Origin of the sequence: Acinetobacter gandensis (assembly GCF_001678755.1) — a bacterium.
Taxonomy (GTDB): Bacteria; Pseudomonadota; Gammaproteobacteria; order Pseudomonadales; family Moraxellaceae; genus Acinetobacter; species Acinetobacter gandensis.
Genome location: NZ_LZDS01000003.1, coordinates 1 through 19,957, shown reverse-complemented (window position 1 = coordinate 19,957; position 19,957 = coordinate 1). Strand labels below are relative to the sequence as shown.

The following is a 19,957-nucleotide window of genomic DNA, read 5'->3' as shown; positions in this document are numbered from 1 at the left end:
AATTTTCGGCAAGAGTAGCGCACAATTATGGAGAAAATTTGTGGAAAAGCCATGTATTGAACATTTTAATTCTTTCTTAAATCCCTATAGATAATAGGTATATAGCTCTATAATTTACTTTTCATGTGAAGCGTAATTTTTCAAATTGAATTGTTGCTTTGTTCTGGCTATTGCTTTGATTTTGAGTACCAAGAATGTGATTAATTGAATCTAAAAACTGGCGTCTTTAAACAATACATTGCTTGCAAAGCTCTTCAAAGTTAGCTTCTGATTTGAGCCCTAGCCATTTTTGCATTTGGGTAAAAATCCATTGCATATCTTCAGTTTTGGGTGTGCCATCGTCTTCAATAAAGTGTCGAATAATATTTTGAATAGACGCATATTTATGCACATGGATTTGTTCAGAGCATTCAAAACGAATAATTTCATAGTGTTGGAGCAGGCCCCAAACTTGTGAATAATCTTCAAGATTTTTTAATTCTTGTTGTGCTTTTTGTATAGCTGTACACAATGCCTTTAATGTATTTGGATGTTGCGCTGCCCATCTTGAAGTCACGGCTAGTACCTTATCGGCTACTGTGGGGATGATATCGCTACTCTGCGCAATGATTTGACTGATACCCATAATCTCACCTTGGGTATTCCATGGCTCGCCGACACAAAATCCATCAATAATGCCATTGTTGAGTGATTCGACCATAAAAGGTGGTGGTACGGTACGTAAGGTTAATGCTTTAGCAGCAGCTTCGTTGGCAAGCGCCAACCATTCACGTAAGCAAAAGTGATGAATTGAATGCTTAAATACGTGAGCTAAGTGAATCGTTTGACCAGAGTGAATCGCTGCAAATATTTTTGCTGCAGATTGGGCGGGACGATCCGCTGAACTAATGTTTAATTGATAGCACAATTGTTGTGACAAACTGATAAAAGCCCGATTGGTACTGAGGACAAGAGGTGTTTGGAGGGGTATACCTAGTTGATCTTCACCTAAGGCAGCAGCTGGTAACATGGCCGACAAGCAATGTGCAGCATCTAAAAAGCCAAATGCAAGACGATCTCTCAAACTTGCCCAAGAGGCTTCTTTAACCAATTCGACATTGAGACCTTGTTGTTCAAAATATCCTTGATGTTTCGCCCATAGGATTGCGACGCAGTCGAGTAGGGGAATATAGCCAAGCTGTAGATCGGTTTTTTCAAGAGTAGACATGGCTTATTCCTTAAATTGTGATTGTAAAAGTGCTTGAGCATCGAGTAATCGACGTGCCATTTCACCCATGGTCATACGATGGCTCATGGCATTTTTACGTAATAAACTAAAAGCTTGTTCTTCTGTTAATGCATGCATTTGAATTAACAGCACCTTGGCTTTTTCAATATCTTTACGGTCGGCCAATTTACATTTGGTTTCAGCCAAATCATTGAGTAATTTTTTATGCTTTTTATATTGCTCAATCGATATTTCTAAAATGCTATTAAGACGGGTGGGATCTATACCATCAACAATATAAGCCGTTACTCCAGCATCGATAGCATTTCGGATCGTATCTTGGCTCGAATTTTTAGTAAAAAGTACCGTTGGTAAGTCAAACTGAGAAACACAACTTTCGATAATATCTCGGTGTGGATGATCCATATCTAATAAGATGACATCAGCTTTAATTTGCTGTAAATACCCCATATTTAAATGGTCAATCATCAGGCAAGCAACGACATCAAAGTCGTGCTGAAGTAATGAGGCTTTGGTGAAATCAGCACGTTCTGGGTCATCATCTATTAATGCAATTTTAAGTTTTGGCATGCGAAAGCTCGCGCAGAGCAAAAAAACAAATACGTATAAATATGCTTAAGCAATTTAAGTGCCAAAATCAAAACGAATAAACCTGTATTTTTTTAAGTTTATTGAGGGTGTACGGACGACAGGCATTGATATCTAATCAATTTGCACTGTCGTGGTGCATGCCATCTTTATTCTGCACATAAATGAGCGGCTGAATGAAGGGACAGAATTGAATCTGATCTTTACAGTCGAATAAATTTAATTTGATAGATTATTGAATAAGCAAATTACCTTATATATTTGCTATTTATTAAATTTGGCACGAGATATGCTTATTAAACACTGAGTCAAAGAAGACTCTAAAAATTTGTAAGACGGCCAACGACGTCCGTTCTGATCGACTCTGCAATGTGTTAGCGACATAGCAGAGTACCCAATGCGTTCAGTTCAGTCAGGAGATGGTTATGTCTTCAAATTTAAATGCTAAAAAAGCGACAAAAATAAATCTATTTAACTTTACTTCAGCAGCAATGCGGGCCTTCCACATGAGTTGGCTCGCATTCTTTGTTTGCTTTTTCGCTTGGTTTGCCTGCGCCCCCTTAATGCCAGTCATTGCAGGTGAATTCCATCTGACCAAAGACCAAATCGCCAATATTAATATTGCTGCGGTCGCTATCACGATTTTAGTCCGTCTAATTGTTGGGCCTTTATGTGATAAATACGGCCCACGCAAAACCTATACGGCTTTGTTGATTATTGGCAGTATTCCAGTGTTTGGAGTGGCTTCAGCCAATAGTTATGAATCCTTCTTATTCTTTCGTCTCCTCATTGGCGCGATTGGCGCAAGCTTTGTGATTACGCAATATCACACCAGCATTATGTTTGCACCAAATGTAGTTGGAACAGCAAATGCTGCAACTGCGGGATGGGGTAATGCAGGCGGCGGCGCGACTCAAGCCCTAATGCCATTAATGCTAGGCGCTTTGGTGATGTTTGGTGTTGAGCAAGCGATGGGCTGGCGAATTGCGCTGATTGTTCCAGGTGTAATGATGCTGATTGTTGGCGCTTTATATTGGAAATTTACACAAGATTGCCCGCAAGGTGATTTTAAAGAGCTACGTGCGCAAGGCATTGCTGTTGGTTCAGATAAGAAAGGCGGTGTAGCGATATTAATGCACGCAGCACGTAATTACCGTGTATGGATTTTATTTGGTGCTTATGCTGCATGTTTTGGTATTGAAATCTTTATTCATAACATCATTGCACTTTACTACGTCGACAATTTCCAATTTGGCTTAAAAGAAGCAGGCATGGCTGCAGGGATCTTTGGCTTGTTGGCGCTATTTGCTCGTGCGCTTGGCGGCATTGTTTCAGATAAAGTGGCAACTAAAAAAGGCTTAGATGGTCGTACAAAAGTGTTATTTGCGATGATTCTGCTTGAAGGACTGTTCCTTATTCTTTTCTCACAAATGCACACGCCAATTTTAGCCATCCTTGCGATGACGGTATTTGCCTTATTTACCCATATGGCGTGTGGTGCAACTTATGCTTTGGTGCCATTTATTGATCGTGATGCCTTAGGTGGTGTGGCAGGCATTATTGGTGCGGGCGGTAACGTCGGTGCAGTGGCAGCAGGTTTTTTACTCAAAGGTATGTTGGATATTCAAACGACTTTAATGGTGCTGGGTGGCCTGGTGGTGATTGCAGCAAGTTGCGTACTGATGATTCGCTTCTCTGTCGAGCACAAAGAAAAAGAACAGCGTTTATTTGAACAAGCCGTACATGAACGCAGCTTAGCTGAAGCACAAAACTAAAACAGCCAAGAATCAGCAGAAATATCTAAAGCATTGGAGTAACAATATGAAAATTATCATGATTGGTCATGGCATGGTCGGCCATAAGTTTATCGAATCGGTTTTAGAGCTCGCAGGTGATGAAGTTGAAATCACCATCTTAGCCGAAGAGCCACGCTTAGCCTATGACCGTGTACATTTAACTGAGTATTTCAGTGGCAAGTCAGCCAAAGACTTAACCTTATGTCGTAGTGATTTTGCAGATGCCTATGGTATTGACCTGCGTCTAAGCACCAAAGCCATTGAAATTGATCAACTCAATAAAACAGTGATGACCAATCATGGTGATGTCTTAAGTTATGACAAGCTGATACTTGCTACTGGTTCTTATGCGTTTGTGCCGCCTATTCCGGGTAATGACCGTAAAAATTGCTTTGTGTACCGTACGATTGAGGATTTAGATGCGATTCGTGCTGCAAGTTTAAATGCTAAATCAGGTGTAGTGATTGGCGGTGGATTACTTGGTTTAGAAGCTGCCAAAGCCTTACGCGACTTAAACCTAGAAACGCATGTGGTAGAGTTTGCTCCACGTTTAATGGCAGTACAGATTGATGATTTGGGCGGTAAAGTTTTACGTTCAAAAATCGAAAATCTAGGGGTGAAAGTTCATACGCAAAAAGCTACGTCTTGTATTGAAGATGGCGCAAATGCTAAGCATGTGATGAAGTTTGGTGATGGTTCAGAGTTAGAAACCGACATTATTTTGTTCTCAGCGGGTATCCGTCCACGTGATGAGTTAGCGCGTCAAAGTGGTTTAAGTATTGGTGAACGTGGCGGTATTACTATTAATGATTACTGCCAAACCTCGAACCCAGATATTTATGCCATTGGTGAATGTGCACTTTGGCAAAATAAAATTTATGGCTTGGTGGCACCGGGTTATGACATGGCACGCATTGCAGCCAAACATGTGATGGAACAAAGCTGTACTGAGTTTGCAGGTGCAGATATGAGCACCAAACTCAAACTGATGGGGGTAGATGTGGCATCGGTAGGTGATGCACATGCGATGACGCCAAATTCGCTCAGCTATTTTTATGCGGATGAAGCAGCGCAGGTGTATAAAAAGATTGTAGTGGATGCCGCAAAAACTCAACTGCTTGGCGCTGTGCTGGTGGGCTGCGCCAAAGAATATAACGATTTACTGCAAATGATGCTGAATGGATTGGCTATTCCAGAAAATCCTGAAAGTTTAATCATGCCAGGTTTTGAGCAATCTTCTGCAAAAGCAGGTGGTAGTGGTGTTGATCTGTTGCCTGACAGCGCCACCATTTGTTCATGCAATAACGTGTCTAAGGCAGATATTTGCGAAGCGATTGCAGGCGGTTCAACATCACTCGGCGCATTAAAGAAATGTACTAAAGCCGCAACGGCTTGTGGAGGATGCACGCCGCTGGTGACTCAAGTTCTAAAATCGGAATTGCAGCGTCAAGGAGTTACAGTCAATAACCATCTGTGTGAGCATTTTGCGTATTCACGCCAAGAGCTGTATCACTTGGTTCGCGTCAATGAAATTAAAACTTTTGATGATTTGATTCAGCAGCATGGTCATGGATTGGGTTGTGATATCTGTAAACCAACGGCAGCTAATATTTTGGCTTCTTGTTGGAATGATTTTGTGCTGAAGCCAAGCCATGCAGGCCTGCAAGACAGCAATGACTACTACTTGGGCAATATTCAAAAAGATGGTTCTTATTCTGTTGTACCACGTATGGCAGGTGGTGAAGTCACCCCAGATGGTTTAATTGCAGTGGGGCAGATTGCGAAAGAATATGGCCTATATACCAAATTAACGGGTGGTCAGCGTGTAGACATGTTTGGTGCGCAAGTGCATCAATTGCCTGAAATTTGGGAAAAGTTAATTGCAGCTGGCTTTGAATCTGGGCATGCCTACGGTAAGTCATTAAGAACAGTGAAATCATGCGTTGGCAGTACATGGTGCCGCTATGGTGTAGATGATTCTGTGGGTTTAGCCATCTTCCTAGAAAATCGTTACAAAGGACTGCGATCTCCACACAAACTTAAAATGGCAGTGTCTGGCTGTACTCGTGAATGTGCAGAAGCACAAAGTAAAGATGTGGGCGTGATTGCCACAGAAAAAGGCTGGAACCTCTATGTATGTGGCAACGGCGGTATGAAACCACGTCATGCAGAGCTTTTAGCATCTGATTTAGATACACAAACTTTAATCAAATATATCGACCGGTTCTTTATGTTCTACATCCAAACTGCGGATCGTTTACAACGGACTTCTGTGTGGCGCGACAATATGGAAGGAGGTTTAGATTATTTAAAAGATGTTGTTGTGCATGATTCTTTAGGTGTCGCGGCTGAATTAGAACGTCGCATGAGCCATGTTGTCGGAACTTATCAAGATGAATGGCGTACTGCGGTGGAAGACCCTGAAGTGCGCAAACGCTTTGTCACTTTTGTGAATGCCAAAGCTGAACAGCAAAATGATCCGCATATTCAATTTGCTTCGGTCCGCGGTCAAATTCGCCCTAAAAATGAGGCAGAACGTGATGGTAGCCGTATTCCAGTGGTAGAAGCGTAAATAGAATAAGGATAATGAACATGACAATTTTAAAAGAAATGAATGAACTGGACTGGGTTGAAATCTGCGCATTAGAAGATATTACGCCTAATACAGGTGTTGGAGCACTCATTGAAAATCAGCAAATTGCTATTTTCCGTGTCGGTTCAGAAAAACGCGTCTATGCGCTCAGCAATCAAGACCCATTCAGCAAAGCCTTTGTAATGTCGCGCGGTATTGTAGGAGATTTACAGGGTGAGCGTGTGGTAGCGTCGCCAATTTATAAACAGCATTTTAGTCTCGCTACAGGGCGCTGCTTGGAAGACAAAGAGCAAAAACTGCTGGTGTTTCCAAGCAAGATTGAACAGGGCAAAGTTTTTGTTAGCCCAACGGCGCAAAAAACCTATATCACCAACAATGGATTAGCACAGGAAAAAATGAAGCTGGTGCTGATTGGTAATGGGTTGGCAGGTATGCGCTGCTTAGAAGATCTGCTGGATATGGCACCCGAACGTTATGAGATTACCGTGATTGGTGAAGAGCCTTGGGGCAATTACAACCGTATCATGCTGTCTCCAGTGCTTTCTGGTGATAAAACCATTGAAGATATTATGCTGCATCCACCTGCGTGGTATGCAGACAAAGGCATTCATTTTATTGCTGGTGATCGCGCGGTGCGCATCGACCGTCCTCGCAAACAGGTTTATACCGAAACCGGCATTGTGGTGGATTATGACCGTTTAATATTAGCCACTGGTTCGACGCCTTTTGTACCGCCAATCGCTGGTGCTGATTTAAAAGGCGTACTGAGTTTTCGGGATATTTACGATGTAAACATAATGCTGGATATGGCTAAACGTGCGAAAAATGCAGTCGTAATTGGTGGTGGATTGTTGGGATTAGAAGCGGCTTATGGCTTAAAACAGCGTGGTATGAATGTCACGGTATTGCATTTGATGGATCGAATTATGGACCGTCAATTGGATACTAAAGCCAGTCATATGCTAAAAAAATCGATTGAGCAAAAGGGCATCCGTATTATTACTGAAGCCAATACCGAAAGCTTAATTGGAGAAGATGGTCATGTTAAATCTGTGCATTTAAAAGATGGCACAGTATTGGATGCAGATTTAGTGGTCTTTGCTGTGGGGATTCGTCCGAATATGGCATTGGCGCAAAGTGCGGGGCTACGCTGTAACCGCGGCGTGTTGGTTAATGACACCATGCAAACTTATGACCCAAGTATTTATGCAGTTGGTGAATGCATTGAACATCGAAATCAAACTTTTGGTTTGGTTGAACCGCTTTGGGGGCAAGCCTTCATTTGTGCATCGCACTTGGCTGAGCATGGCAGCCTGACCTTCAAAGCACCCACGGTGCCTACACAGTTAAAGGTGAGTGGTTGTGATGTGTTTTCAGCTGGAAACTTTGAACCATTAGATGATTTTGAGGACATCATTTTAAATGATGAAAAACGTCAGATTTATAAACGCATTATTATTCAAAAAGATAAGGTCATCGGTGCGGTTTTATTTGGCGATACTGATGATGGTGCATGGTATGCCGAACTGATTGCGGATCAAAGCTCAATTTCTTCTATTCGAAATAAATTATTGTTTGGTAAAGATTTTGCTTTAAAGAAAGCGGGTTGATTCATTATTCATCGGAAGAATAACAATCACGACCTCAATTTTTCATTTTACGTTAATTCTATTTGCATATAGGTATTGACTCACTTTTGAAGGATCAAAAGTGACAAAAATCCTTTGTTGGGCGAGGGGTACATCCATGTACCCCCGCCCAACGGTGGCATCCATGCCACCACGTGATAGCCACTATCATCTTGAACCTAGATTTTTAGTCAGTTTTTGAAATCGATCATAACCCCCAATTTATTAAGATTGGATGTAAGGAGCAAAGCAGAAATGAATAGTATTCCTCTTGTGGAACTGCATAGCTCCACCGCAGCAAATGTAAAAACTACACAAACCACATGTCCATATTGCGGTGTTGGATGTGGAGTAACGGCCAAAGTAACACAAACAGCTTTGGGGCAAAAAGTTACGGTAGAGGGAGATTTAAATCATCCTTCAAACTATGGAAAACTTTGCATTAAAGGCAGTAATTTGGCAGATACGCTTGGCTTAGAAACTCGTGTTCTGCATCCAATGCTTGGGCGAAAAGCGAACCGCATACAATCTAATTGGGATACAGCAATTACAACCATAGCTGATAAATTTCAACAATGTATTGATGATTATGGCCGTGACAGTATTGCATTTTATGTGTCAGGACAGCTGCTGACTGAAGACTATTATGCGGTGAATAAATTTGTTAAAGGCTATTTGGGCACAGCCAATATTGATACCAATTCACGTCTTTGCATGTCGTCTGCAGTGGCTGCACATAAACGTGCTTTTGGGGAAGACTTAGTTCCAGCGAGCTATGAAGATTTTGAACATACAGACATGGTCGTGCTGGTGGGTTCAAATACTGCTTGGTGTCATCCTGTGCTGTATCAACGCATTATGAAAGCCAAAGAGCAGCGCGACTTATTTGTTGTGGTTATTGACCCGCGTTTTACCAGTACTTGTGAAGCAGCAGATTTACATTTGCCAATTTTACCTGGGCAAGATGTAGCGCTGTTCAATGGCTTACTGCAATATCTCTCTAAAAATAACTATGCAGATCATGCATTTATTCAGAATTATACCGATGGTTTGGCGCAAGCTCTAGAGAGCAGCACATCAGAATCTGAAATTGAATCTGTAGCAACGCGAACAGGTATTTCAGTTGAAAAATTACAGTTATTTTTTGAAAAATTTGCTCAAACTGAAAAAATCATGAGCCTATTTTCAATGGGGGTGAATCAATCTTCGCGTGGGGTAGATAAAGCCAACAGTATTATTAATTGTCATTTGCTGACTGGAAAAATTGGCAAATTAGGTGCTGCGCCATTTTCAATGACAGGTCAGCCAAATGCTATGGGTGGTCGTGAAGTTGGCGGTCTGGCCAATATGCTGGCAAGTCATATGGATTTGGACAATCCAAGTCATCGTCAATTGGTACAGCAGTTTTGGCAAAGCCCGTACATTGCAGATTCGGTTGGGCTAAAAGCAGTCGATCTATTTCAGGCAGTGGAAAGCGGCAAGATTAAAGCCATTTGGATTATGGCGACCAATCCTGTGGTCAGCATGCCAGATGCGGATCAAATCAAACGGGCTTTAGAGCAATGTGAATTGGTGGTGGTATCAGACATATGCCAAGATACAGATACCACTGCATATGCAGATGTATTGTTACCTGCGCTCGGTTGGGGAGAGAAAGACGGCACGGTCACTAACTCTGAACGCCGTATCTCACGGCAACGCGCATTTTTAGATGCGCCTGATGAGGCTAAAGCCGATTGGTGGGCGATTGCACAAGTAGCAAAAAAAATGGGCTTTTCTGGCTTTAATTATATAAATAGTCATGAGATTTTTATTGAACATGGTCAGCTTTCTAGCTATGAAAATGCACCATTAGCAGAGCGGAATGAAACCAGTCATTTTCGCTATTTTAACTTACAAGGTTTAAGTCATTTAACAGCTGAAGAATATGATGAACTAGCGCCAATACAGTGGCCTGTTATAGATAAAAATCAAGTAGATGCTGATGTCTCAAGATTATTTCAACAAGGCGAATTTAGCCATGCCAATGGCAAAGCTAAATTTATTGCGACTAGCGCCATAGATCCTGTAAATCAAACGGATCAAGAATACCCGCTGATTTTGAATACTGGCCGAATCCGTGACCAATGGCACACCATGAGCCGCACAGGATTATCTGCAAATTTAGCCAATCATCGTGCTGAACCGTATTGCGAACTGCATCCAAATGATGCGCTGAAATATGGCATTAAAGATGGCGAACTGATTGAAGTGCGCTCGAAGTGGGGATTATGTGTATTACGCGCACAGATTGGCGACAATATTCGTCGCGGGCAAATCTTCGCGCCGATTCATTGGAATGATCAAGTTGCATCAGATGCCCGAATTGGCAAAGTGGTTAATCCAGTGGTGGATGCGATTTCAGGTGAACCTGAATTTAAGCATACGCCTGTGACAATTCAGCCCTTTTATATCCAGTGGCAAGGTGTGCTGTATGTGCGACAAGGTTTTGAGCACATTGTTCAGCCAACGATTCAAAAAACAGTGTGGTGGACCAAAGTCATGCAAACCAAAGCAGTGCGTTTTGAGCTGGCGGATCGGCAAAAATTCAGCACGACCACAGAACAGTTAAAACGTTTGTTGCCATTTACCGATGAAGATTTTGAATGGCTCAATTTAGAAGATCAATCGGCACAAATCTCCCACAGTGTGGTGCTGAAAAATGGCGTGCTTATTGCAAGTTTATATATTGCACCTACAGATTTATTGCCTGATCGCGACTGGTTGGCAAGCCTATTTAAACGTGAACGTTTAAGTGCAATGCACCGCAAAGCATTGTTGGCGGGTCAAGCGATGTCAATGGGTAATAATGACGGACCATTAGTCTGTAGTTGTTTTAAAGTTGGTAAAAACAAAATCATTCAAACCATTAAAGAGAACAATATTAACAATGAAAAACAAGTCACTGCTTGCTTGAAAGCAGGTGGAAATTGCGGGTCTTGTTTACCTGAAATACGCGGCTTAATTAAAGCGTGTCAAACGGAGTATGCAGAATGACAAGAAAACAGCGAATCCCTGTAACCTATGCAGAAACGGATGTGGTGATTTTGGCGGGTGGACAAGCACGCCGAATGAATGGCATCAATAAACTTTTGCAAAAATTTGATAATGAAATTCAACTCATCAAAATTCATCAGCAGCTCAAATCTCGCGCTGAAAAAGTTTGGGTTAATAGTCATCGTGATCATTCAATTTATGAACGGATCATACCATCGATTCAATACTTCCAAGACGATGAAGCGGGCTTTCATGGGCCACTGATGGGAATGAAAAGTGCATGGTCACATGTGCAATCGGACTATGTGCTATTTGTGCCTTGTGATGTGACTTACATTCCGAACAAAGTGATTTCCAGATTACATCAGGCAATCCAGCGTAATCCAAGATGTGAAGTGGCAGTTGTAGAGATTAATGGAAAAGCCTTGTATCCATTTTGCTTGCTCAAAAGAAGTAGTCTGCCGACCATAGAACATCATCTTGAGCAAAATCAGCGCAGTTTAAAGCACTGTTTTGTTGAAATGCACATGCAAGTGGCAAGTTTTAAAAACCGTGCACTGTTTTTTCACAGCATTAATTCCTTTGATGAGCTGCAACAGCACCGACAACTGAACTTTCTGTAATTCAATCTGATTTTTAATCTATCTCACGCTGTTGATCAGTGTGAGTAGGAAATTTTTGTCTTTAGATTCAATCATTTTTTACATAAACCCAAAGTTGGAACACTTTTTGCAGTTTATTCAGCATGGAAATAGGGCGTCATTTTTATGCTGTGCAATAACAGCGCAATCGACGTCATGGATATGATGATGAATAGCATGACATACCTAAATCAGCACCGCGTGTTCCAAGATCAATTTGGACGGCAAAAGCGCAAGCTCCGTATTTCGGTGACGGATCGCTGTAATTTTAAGTGTGTCTATTGCATGCCTGAACATCCTGAATGGATGAAAAAGCATGAGTTATTAAGTTTTGACGAACTTTTTGTATTTTGCCAATTTATGGTGCAGCAAGGGATAGAACAAATCCGCATTACTGGCGGTGAACCTTTAATGCGTCATGGGGTCGTACATTTTATAGCGCAGTTACAACAGCTCAAAAGCATAGGGTTAAAACGCATTTCAATGACCAGCAATGGTCATTATTTAGTGAAATATGCAGCACCTTTAAAGCAAGCAGGTTTGGATGATCTAAATATCAGTTTAGACAGTTTAGATGCAGCTCAATTTAAGGTATTAACACAAAAAGAAATTAACTCTGTATTGGCAGGAATTGAAGCCGCAGCACAAGCTGGTCTGAGCATTAAGATCAACACAGTATTGATGAAAGGCATAAATGAAGATCAAATTATTCCTTTAGTGAAATGGGCACATAACAATCAATTTGAACCCCGTTTTATTGAGTTTATGCCGCTCGATGGTGATCAAAAATGGTCTTCCGATGCCGTGGTGACTGAGCAAGAAATTTTAAATGCTTTATCAAAAGAATTTGCCGTACACATACAACATGGACAGGGTTCGAACCCAGCACGTAATTACAATATAAATGGCAAATCTGTCGGTATTATTTCAACGATTAGCAATTCATTTTGCGGAACCTGTGACCGTCTAAGATTGAATGCACAGGGTGAATTTTTTAACTGCTTATTTGCACAAAACGGTTTGAAACTGAAGTCTGAAATTCAGCATTTAACTGAGGCTTTTCTAGAAAATGGCCTCACACAGCATCTATATACACAATCAATCGACTTAGCACACGCTTGGCAAACTCAATCAGATGTAATGCAAGCACAATTGGAGCTGCAAGATCAATTAGCCAACTATATTTGGCACAAAGCGCAAGGCTATGATGCGATTCAAAAGACGTTAAAACAAGAACATTCAACGCAACCCTCTCATGCACGAAAGATCAGCATGCACATGATTGGAGGTTAAAAATGGCTGAATTACTCATACAGATGATCAACATTAAAATTGAAAGTTATGGCGCAATTCAGCGTCAGTTACCTGAAGATCTAAGTTTGCAATGTACGGTTGGATCTACAGTGGATGATGTTTTAGATTATGTGATTCGTGCCTATCCAGATGCATATGGCTCGTTAGAGCGCTGTGCTTGTGCAATGGGTGAAGACATCATTAGCCGAAATACGATTTTAAAACATGACGCTGTCATCGTGCTGTTATCACCTGTAGCAGGAGGTTAAAGATGGAACTGAACAATTTTAACCGTATTCAGGACACTGTACTTCAACAAGCTGTATTTGATGGAATTCAATCTTTTCCTGAATGTGGTGGTATTGGCATTTTTATTGGCACAGTGCGCAATCATCATGAAGGCCGCGCGGTGAAAGCACTGAAATATACAGCTTATGCGCCAGTGGCTGAAAAAATGATTCGGCAAATCGAACAAGACATTCAGCTTAAATATGGTGTGTCTTATGTGCGCGTGGTACACCGTATTGGCGCACTTGGTATTGGTGATACCGCAATTATTGCTATGGCTTATGCCCCACATCGTCGTGAGGCCTTTGAAGCATGTGAAGAAGCTGTAGAGCGGGTCAAACATGAAGTGCCTGTGTGGAAAGAGGAATTTTACATGGATGGCAGCAGTCAATTTGTAGAAGGCTGTTGTATTCGTAAAGATCAACAAAATCATTCAGATCAATTATCACAACTTCATGTTCTTACTGAAGCTAAAACGCCATCATCACATTCACATTGTTTACATACACATGAACATCCGCACGGTGATGATCATCATTTGGTTCAAAAAAATATTCAGCAGAATGCCAATATCTATCAATGGCATCTGTAAAGCCTCAAAAAAAATAGCAATACACAAATAAACAGGAAAACAACATGAAAAATGTGGGCATGAAAGCAGAAAGTTACCGCACAGCTATTGCAATAGGTATATTGCATGCGCCCCCACATTGCATTGAACTGTTGCGAAATGGCAATACTGAAAAGGGTGATGCGCTAAAAACAGCTCGAATTGCCGGCATCTTAGGCGCAAAGCGCACAGATGAACTCATTCCTCTTTGTCATCCCTTACCGATTTATCGTGCTGATGTGGAATACGAGCTTTTTGATGCGTATGTGGAAATTTCAGCAGTGGTGGAAACCATTGGCCCGACAGGGGTTGAAATGGAAGCGTTAACAGCAGTCAGTCTTGCAGGATTGACCTTGTATGACATGCTGAAACCGCATTGTGAACCTGAAGATTTGTTATTGGATGGGATTAAACTAGAAAAGAAAAAAGGTGGGAAATCGCATTTTACCCGTGTATTGAAAGAAAGCTTGTCTGCTTCAGTCATCGTACTTTCAGACACTGTGGCTTCAGGTAAAAAGCCAGATACAGCAGGGCAGAATGTCCTAGAAATCTTACAAGAAGCCAATTTTAGCGATATTAACTATCAAGTCATTCCAGACAGCCCAGAACAATTATTGGTTTTAATTGAGCAGCAAAAAAATCAATATCCTTTGATTCTTACCGTAGGTGGAACAGGACTTGGGCCAAAAGATTTAACCGTAGAGACCATCCAGCCTTTATTGCAACGTGAAATACCGGGGCTAATGGAAGCATCCCGCAGTTTCGGACAAAAACGTACGCCGTATGCAGCGCTAAGTCGTGGTGTAGCAGGCTATATTGATACAAGTTTAGTCATGACTTTACCGGGCAGCCGTCAAGGTGCAAAAGAGTCCTTGATTGCGGTCTTACCTGCATTAGTTCATTTATTTGACGTGCAAAAAAATATTCCGCATGCAGGGGGCTATCAATGAATCAAGCACTAAGTAAAGAATTAAAACCTACAAAAAACCTTACTGTATCGCATGGCGGTTGCGGATCTGAAGAGGGACTCATCTCAGTGGATCAGGCATTACAAATGTTACTTGATCATACGCAGAGTCTTGACATAGAGACACTTACACTAGATCAAACCTTAAATCGCTATCTTGCCAAAGCGGTTTATTCAAAGATCAATTTACCTTTATTTTCACAAAGTGCAGTCGACGGTTATGCCATTTGTGCCGCGCCAGCAACACTGGGTATGGGCACTTCATTTGAATTGATTGGAGAAATTCGAGCAGGACAAAATTTAGAGATTCAACTCCAACAAGGGCAAGCCATTCGCATCTTTACAGGCGCAAAAGTTCCGGCCAATACTTCCACTGTTGCACGTCAAGAAATTGTGCAGCTACTAGATAATGGTGAAACTAGGAAAATCGTACTCACTGAACCACTTCAATCTCACGCTGATATACGTGATGTAGGGGAAGAAGTCGCATGTGGGCAATTGTTAGCAGATTTAGGTCAAAAACTCAGTGTGGGTGCAATTGCAGCATTGAGCATGGCCGGTGTGAAAAATATAGAGGTTTTCAAATATCCAAAAATTGCCGTGGTGATTACTGGAGATGAAGTTTCAGTAAATGTAGAGGATTTAGCATCAGGTAAAATTTTTGATGCCAATGCGCCGTTGATTCAAGCATGGTTTCAATCTCGAAGCCAAGAGGTCGATATCATGCATGTTGCAGATACAGAGCAAGCCGTAACAGCATTGTTGAATCGATTGAAAAATGAATATGACCTTATTCTCACCACGGGTGGTGTGTCAGTGGGTGATTATGACTTTGTTCGCCCTGTTACTTTAAAACTGGGGTTTGAACAGATCTTTTGGAAAGTCAAACAAAAGCCTGGGAAGCCAATGCTGTTTGCAGATTTACTACGTCAGGATGGCAGTCATTGTTATTTATTGGGGCTACCGGGTAATCCTGCTGCTGTTTATGCAGGTATGCAAATTTATACAGCGACTTTAGTTAAAGTCCTACAAGGTCAGAAAAAACTTCCTGAATGGTTTAGCGGCACGATTCAGCATGAGTTAAAAGCCGATACGCGAGAGCGATTCCTTAGGATGACTGTTCAATTTAATGATGGTCAATTACTGTTAAATAGCCTAAGCAAACAGCAATCTCACATGTTGAGCAATTTAATGCACGCGAATTGTTTAGTACGTGTTCCCGCAGGTGAAAAAATGGTTGTAGGTACAAAGTTACAAGGACTATTTATTTAAGTTTTTAACTTCTAGCTGTGCCATATATTTTTTATTGAAAAAGCATAGTTGTTAGATAAGCCTTAAAAAAATGAGAAAAATCATGATGAAGAAAATTCTATTCAGCTTTGCGACTGTGATTTTTTCCAATTTAGTCCAAGCGGAAACAGTCAAAATTTATGCAGCAGCCAGCCTGACTAATGCTATTACTGATATTATCAAATTGTATCAAAAACAAAATCCTAAGATTGAGATAATACCTGTATTTGGTGCATCTGGTGCTTTGGCGAAACAAATTGAAGCTGGAGCAAGCAGCGATGTTTTCTTTTCAGCTGATCAAGACTGGATGAAATATTTGGTGCAAAAGCAAAAAGTACAACCGACTCAAGTAAAGCCTTTTTTATTAAATGAATTGGTTTTGATTAGCCCAATCAATACAAAAATGCAGTTTAAGGCAGTCCCGCAATTTAATTTTTCGCAATCCTTCCAAGGGCATTTGTGTACAGGGCAAATGGAGTCCGTGCCAGTTGGTAAATATGCGAAGCACAGTCTCATCAAACTAAATTGGTTGAACAGTTTAAACGGCCGTATTGTTGGAACAGATGATGTGCGCTCAGCATTGGCCTTTGTTGAGCGTGGTGAATGCCAAGCAGGCATCGTTTATAAAACGGATGCGCTCATCAGTAAAAAAGTCAAAATGGTGGGAGCATTTCCAGCAAACTCGCACAGTCCAATCATTTATCCAATTGCATTAACCATGCAAGGACAAAAAAACAAAGATGCTGTTAAGTTCGCTCAATTCATTAAAGCGAATGGGCAAGCCAAGCAAGTGTTTTTCCAATATGGATTTAAATTGTAGATAGGCCTTGCAATGTTATCGCCTGAAGAGTTAAACGCGCTTTATCTATCGGCCAAAGTTGGTGCTTTTGCAGTGATGATATGCCTTCCTTTCGCGATAGCGCTTGCGTGGGTATTAGCACGCTATGATTTTCGATTCAAATTTTTAGTTGAAGCCTTACTTCAATTGCCAATGGTGTTGCCACCTGTGGTGCTTGGATATCTCTTATTGGTGCTTTTTGGTAATCAGGGTCTCATTGGGAAATACTTTAATCAAATAGGTGTTCAATTCGCATTTAACTGGAAAGGGGCAGTATTGGCGTCAATGATTGTCGCTTTTCCATTAATGGTGCAACCAATCCGCTTATCCTTTCAAATGATTAATCAACAATTAGAGCAAGTAGCAGGCTCACTGGGTGCGAGCCCGTTTAAAGTCTTTTGTAGTATCAGTTTACCTCTAGCGCTGCCAGGTATTTTGATTGGGAGTATTCTCTGTTTCAGTCGAAGTCTTGGTGAGTTTGGGGCAACGATAACGTTTGTCGGGAACATTCCAAATGAAACCCGTACCATTCCAATCGCAATTTATTCCTTGCTACAGCAGCCTGATGGTGAACAAATGGCCATGCGCTTAGTTACATTGTCTTTGGTTTTGGCTTTCTCTGCATTGGTTGTAAATTATTGGATTATGCAAAAATATTATAAAATGGTGGGTTGATAATGCTTGTATGTAAATTTGATTATCAAAATGAATCTATCAGTCTGAATGTTGATTTTAAGATGGAAACTGGTGTACTTGGTATCGTGGGGCGCTCAGGTGCAGGAAAATCTACGTTCTTAAAAAATATAGTCGGGATTCATAAACCAACAAGAGGTTTAATTGAATTAAATCATACTAAAATTGTGGATATAGAAAATAATATTTTTATACCGATGCATAAAAGAAAAATTGCATTGGTTTTTCAACAAGCAACATTATTTCCTCATTTAAATGTTAAGCAAAATTTACTTTACCCTTTAAAGTATTTAAAGAGAAATAAGACAAAATTTGAATATGATCAGATTATTGAGGTCTTAGATATTGAGAAATTATTAACTAAAAAATCCAGTCAATTATCTGGCGGGGAACTACAAAGAATTTCTATTGGAAGGGCGTTATTTTCTTCACCTGAGTTATTGTTGTTAGATGAGCCACTCAATGGTTTAGATATTGAGCTAAAAAATAATGTGATTCAGTTTATTAATAAAGTAAATCATGAACTACATATGCCAATCATCTATGTTACTCATCAAAAAGAAGAATTGGTAAAATTAAATGCTCAATTAATTAATATTGATAAGTTTAAATAAAAATAATATTAACTCATTATTAATAATAAAATACATTTATATAAAAAATAACGAAAATAAATCAAATTAATACAAAATTGTGTGAAATAGGTTGAATATTTACATGGATATTATAGATTGTATTTTTAATTCCGACTAAACCACTAGGATTAATTATGCAAATTCAAACTATTTCTAAATCTGATTGGATAACGACGTTATCTGATGGTCATAAATTAGTCTTGGATAATAAGTCTGTTGTTTTAATTGATATAGATTTAGATGAAATCGAAAAAATTGAAATATTAGATAATAAATTGATCATTACACTTTTAAATGGTGAGGTGGTAACAGTTGATAATTTTGATGTAAGTCAGAGTGATCTTGTAATTAGAAATCACAATTCAGAATTATTTTTATATGACTTTAAATCAATTCAATATAATCCAATTGATCGTATCGAGCCATTATTAGATGGTAAATCGGAAACATCCTTTATTAGTATTTGGCCAATTCTAACAGCTGCGGGGCTGGCTGGAGTCGTTGGTGGTATAAGTTCATCTAGCGTTAATGGTAAAGATGGTCAAAAAGGTACTGACGGCAAGAATGGTGTTGATGGTAAAACAGCATTTGAGTTAGCCCAAGAAAATGGCTACACGGGAACACTAGAACAATGGCTTTCAGCCTTGAAAGGTGAAGCGGGTAAAGACGGTCTGTCTGCCTATGAGACAGCGGTAGCCAATGGCTATCAAGGTACTGAGGCTGAATGGTTGGCTTCTCTTGTAGGTCAAACAGGTTTAACTGGTGCAGACGGTAAATCTGCATACGATCTAGCAGTAGAAAATGGCTATGAAGGCACGATTCAAGAATGGTTAGATGGTTTAACCATTGAAGTGATTGGTGCTGTCGGCAAATCTGCGTATGAGCTTGCAGTTGAGAATGGTTTTGAAGGTTCGGTTCAAGATTGGCTTGCGTCATTAAAAGGTGAGCAAGGTAATGCAGGTCAAAATGGCTCGAACGGTAAAGATGGTCAAGATGGTGTTGATGGTAAATCTGCTTACGAACTTGCAGTTGAAAATGGTTATACAGGCAGCCTTGAAAACTGGTTAACAGCATTAAAAGGTGATACAGGTTCATCCGCATATGAATCTGCAGTAGCAAATGGCTATCAAGGTACTGAGGCTGAATGGTTAGCTTCTCTTGTCGGTCAAACAGGTTTAACTGGTGCGGATGGTAAGTCTGCATACGATCTAGCAGTAGAAAATGGCTATGAAGGCACGATTCAAGAATGGTTAGATGGCTTAACCATTGAAGTGATTGGTGCTGTCGGTAAATCAGCGTATGAACTTGCTGTTGAGAATGGCTTTATTGGTACGGTTCAAGATTGGCTTGCGTCATTAAAAGGTGAGCAAGGTAATGCAGGTCAAAATGGTACCAATGGAACTGATGGTAAATCAGCGTTTGACCTCTACCAAGAAGCAGCTCAACAAGCGCAAGATGCAGCAGTTAAAAAAGCACAAGAAGATGCAGTATCAAAAGGTCTAGATCAAGCGGGTATTGACCAAGCGGTTGCCGATGCAATTGCAGACAATCCAGTGTATGACACGATTGACGCATGGTTAGGTTCACTACAAGGTCAAAACGGCACTGACGGTCAAGATGGTGTTGATGGTAAATCTGCTTACGAACTTGCAGTTGAAAATGGTTATACAGGCAGCCTTGAAAACTGGTTAACAGCATTAAAAGGTGATACAGGTTCATCCGCATATGAATCTGCAGTAGCAAATGGCTATCAAGGTACTGAGGCTGAATGGTTAGCTTCTCTTGTCGGTCAAACAGGTTTAACTGGTGCGGATGGTAAGTCTGCATACGATC

16 protein-coding genes are annotated in these 19,957 nt (G+C 40.6%); 14 read left to right on the top strand and 2 right to left on the bottom strand.

Features of this window, described 5'->3' with window-relative positions:
* Nucleotides 1-226: 226 nt before the first annotated feature.
* Both A9J31_RS01975 and A9J31_RS01970 read right to left on the bottom strand, forming a co-directional pair.
* Entirely contained in the window at nt 227-1,207 is a 981-nt protein-coding gene (locus A9J31_RS01975) for an ABC transporter substrate-binding protein (protein WP_067762054.1), read from the bottom strand.
* A 3-nt stretch (nt 1,208-1,210) separates the two neighbouring features.
* A complete protein-coding gene (locus tag A9J31_RS01970) occupies nt 1,211-1,798 on the bottom strand; it encodes an ANTAR domain-containing response regulator (protein WP_067762052.1) in 588 nt (195 codons plus the stop codon).
* Between the two features lie 443 nt (nt 1,799-2,241).
* On the opposite strand from A9J31_RS01970, the gene A9J31_RS01965 reads away from it, so the two are divergent.
* The 14 genes from A9J31_RS01965 to A9J31_RS15750 all read left to right on the top strand — a co-directional run.
* Nucleotides 2,242-3,591 (top strand): MFS transporter, encoded by a 1,350-nt coding sequence (locus A9J31_RS01965; RefSeq protein WP_067762050.1) that lies wholly within the window; start codon nt 2,242-2,244, stop codon nt 3,589-3,591.
* Between the two features lie 46 nt (nt 3,592-3,637).
* Nucleotides 3,638-6,184: a nitrite reductase large subunit NirB gene (nirB, locus tag A9J31_RS01960; protein ID WP_067762048.1), complete on the top strand. Its 2,547-nt coding sequence runs from the start codon at nt 3,638-3,640 to the stop codon at nt 6,182-6,184.
* A 20-nt stretch (nt 6,185-6,204) separates the two neighbouring features.
* Nucleotides 6,205-7,815, top strand: a complete 1,611-nt coding sequence (gene nirD, locus A9J31_RS01955; RefSeq protein WP_067762045.1) for a nitrite reductase small subunit NirD — start codon at nt 6,205-6,207, stop codon at nt 7,813-7,815.
* Nucleotides 7,816-8,088: 273 nt separating this feature from the next.
* A complete protein-coding gene (locus A9J31_RS01950; RefSeq protein ID WP_067762043.1) occupies nt 8,089-10,869 on the top strand; it encodes a nitrate reductase in 2,781 nt (926 codons plus the stop codon).
* Nucleotides 10,866-11,492: a molybdenum cofactor guanylyltransferase gene (gene mobA, locus A9J31_RS01945; protein WP_067762041.1), complete on the top strand. Its 627-nt coding sequence runs from the start codon at nt 10,866-10,868 to the stop codon at nt 11,490-11,492. The genes A9J31_RS01950 and mobA overlap by 4 nt, the downstream gene beginning before the upstream one ends.
* A 186-nt stretch (nt 11,493-11,678) precedes the next feature.
* Nucleotides 11,679-12,803 carry a GTP 3',8-cyclase MoaA gene (gene moaA, locus A9J31_RS01940; protein WP_067762266.1) on the top strand — a complete coding sequence of 375 codons (1,125 nt, stop codon included), beginning with the start codon at nt 11,679-11,681 and terminating at the stop codon, nt 12,801-12,803.
* A 2-nt stretch (nt 12,804-12,805) separates the two neighbouring features.
* A complete protein-coding gene (locus A9J31_RS01935) occupies nt 12,806-13,072 on the top strand; it encodes a MoaD/ThiS family protein (protein ID WP_067762039.1) in 267 nt (88 codons plus the stop codon).
* A gap of 2 nt (nt 13,073-13,074) precedes the next feature.
* Nucleotides 13,075-13,683: a molybdenum cofactor biosynthesis protein MoaE gene (locus tag A9J31_RS01930; protein WP_067762037.1), complete on the top strand. Its 609-nt coding sequence runs from the start codon at nt 13,075-13,077 to the stop codon at nt 13,681-13,683.
* 44 nt (nt 13,684-13,727) lie between these two features.
* Nucleotides 13,728-14,651 (top strand): bifunctional molybdenum cofactor biosynthesis protein MoaC/MoaB, encoded by a 924-nt coding sequence (moaCB, locus tag A9J31_RS01925; protein WP_067762035.1) that lies wholly within the window; start codon nt 13,728-13,730, stop codon nt 14,649-14,651.
* Complete coding sequence (locus A9J31_RS01920; protein ID WP_067762034.1) at nt 14,648-15,940, top strand: molybdopterin molybdotransferase MoeA; 1,293 nt, start codon at nt 14,648-14,650, stop codon at nt 15,938-15,940. Before moaCB ends, A9J31_RS01920 begins: the two co-directional genes overlap by 4 nt.
* A gap of 85 nt (nt 15,941-16,025) precedes the next feature.
* Nucleotides 16,026-16,778 (top strand): molybdate ABC transporter substrate-binding protein, encoded by a 753-nt coding sequence (modA, locus tag A9J31_RS01915; protein ID WP_067762032.1) that lies wholly within the window; start codon nt 16,026-16,028, stop codon nt 16,776-16,778.
* 12 nt (nt 16,779-16,790) lie between these two features.
* Complete coding sequence (modB, locus tag A9J31_RS01910; protein ID WP_067762030.1) at nt 16,791-17,471, top strand: molybdate ABC transporter permease subunit; 681 nt, start codon at nt 16,791-16,793, stop codon at nt 17,469-17,471.
* Nucleotides 17,472-17,473: 2 nt separating this feature from the next.
* Entirely contained in the window at nt 17,474-18,103 is a 630-nt protein-coding gene (locus tag A9J31_RS01905) for an ATP-binding cassette domain-containing protein (protein WP_067762028.1), read from the top strand.
* 155 nt (nt 18,104-18,258) lie between these two features.
* On the top strand, nt 18,259-19,957 hold a 1,699-nt coding region (locus tag A9J31_RS15750; RefSeq protein ID WP_425394337.1), incomplete at its 3' end, for a BapA/Bap/LapF family prefix-like domain-containing protein.

Coding starts and splice junctions, on each gene's coding strand:
- moaCB (WP_067762035.1), top strand. CDS start 13,728: ATGAAAAATGTGGGCATGAAAGCAGAAAGTTACCGCACAGCTATTGCA.
- moaA (WP_067762266.1), top strand. CDS start 11,679: ATGAATAGCATGACATACCTAAATCAGCACCGCGTGTTCCAAGATCAA.
- nirD (WP_067762045.1), top strand. CDS start 6,205: ATGACAATTTTAAAAGAAATGAATGAACTGGACTGGGTTGAAATCTGC.
- A9J31_RS01950 (WP_067762043.1), top strand. CDS start 8,089: ATGAATAGTATTCCTCTTGTGGAACTGCATAGCTCCACCGCAGCAAAT.
- nirB (WP_067762048.1), top strand. CDS start 3,638: ATGAAAATTATCATGATTGGTCATGGCATGGTCGGCCATAAGTTTATC.
- A9J31_RS01965 (WP_067762050.1), top strand. CDS start 2,242: ATGTCTTCAAATTTAAATGCTAAAAAAGCGACAAAAATAAATCTATTT.
- A9J31_RS01935 (WP_067762039.1), top strand. CDS start 12,806: ATGGCTGAATTACTCATACAGATGATCAACATTAAAATTGAAAGTTAT.
- A9J31_RS01905 (WP_067762028.1), top strand. CDS start 17,474: ATGCTTGTATGTAAATTTGATTATCAAAATGAATCTATCAGTCTGAAT.
- modB (WP_067762030.1), top strand. CDS start 16,791: ATGTTATCGCCTGAAGAGTTAAACGCGCTTTATCTATCGGCCAAAGTT.
- A9J31_RS01930 (WP_067762037.1), top strand. CDS start 13,075: ATGGAACTGAACAATTTTAACCGTATTCAGGACACTGTACTTCAACAA.
- mobA (WP_067762041.1), top strand. CDS start 10,866: ATGACAAGAAAACAGCGAATCCCTGTAACCTATGCAGAAACGGATGTG.
- A9J31_RS01970 (WP_067762052.1), bottom strand. CDS start 1,798: ATGCCAAAACTTAAAATTGCATTAATAGATGATGACCCAGAACGTGCT.
- A9J31_RS01975 (WP_067762054.1), bottom strand. CDS start 1,207: ATGTCTACTCTTGAAAAAACCGATCTACAGCTTGGCTATATTCCCCTA.
- A9J31_RS01920 (WP_067762034.1), top strand. CDS start 14,648: ATGAATCAAGCACTAAGTAAAGAATTAAAACCTACAAAAAACCTTACT.
- modA (WP_067762032.1), top strand. CDS start 16,026: ATGAAGAAAATTCTATTCAGCTTTGCGACTGTGATTTTTTCCAATTTA.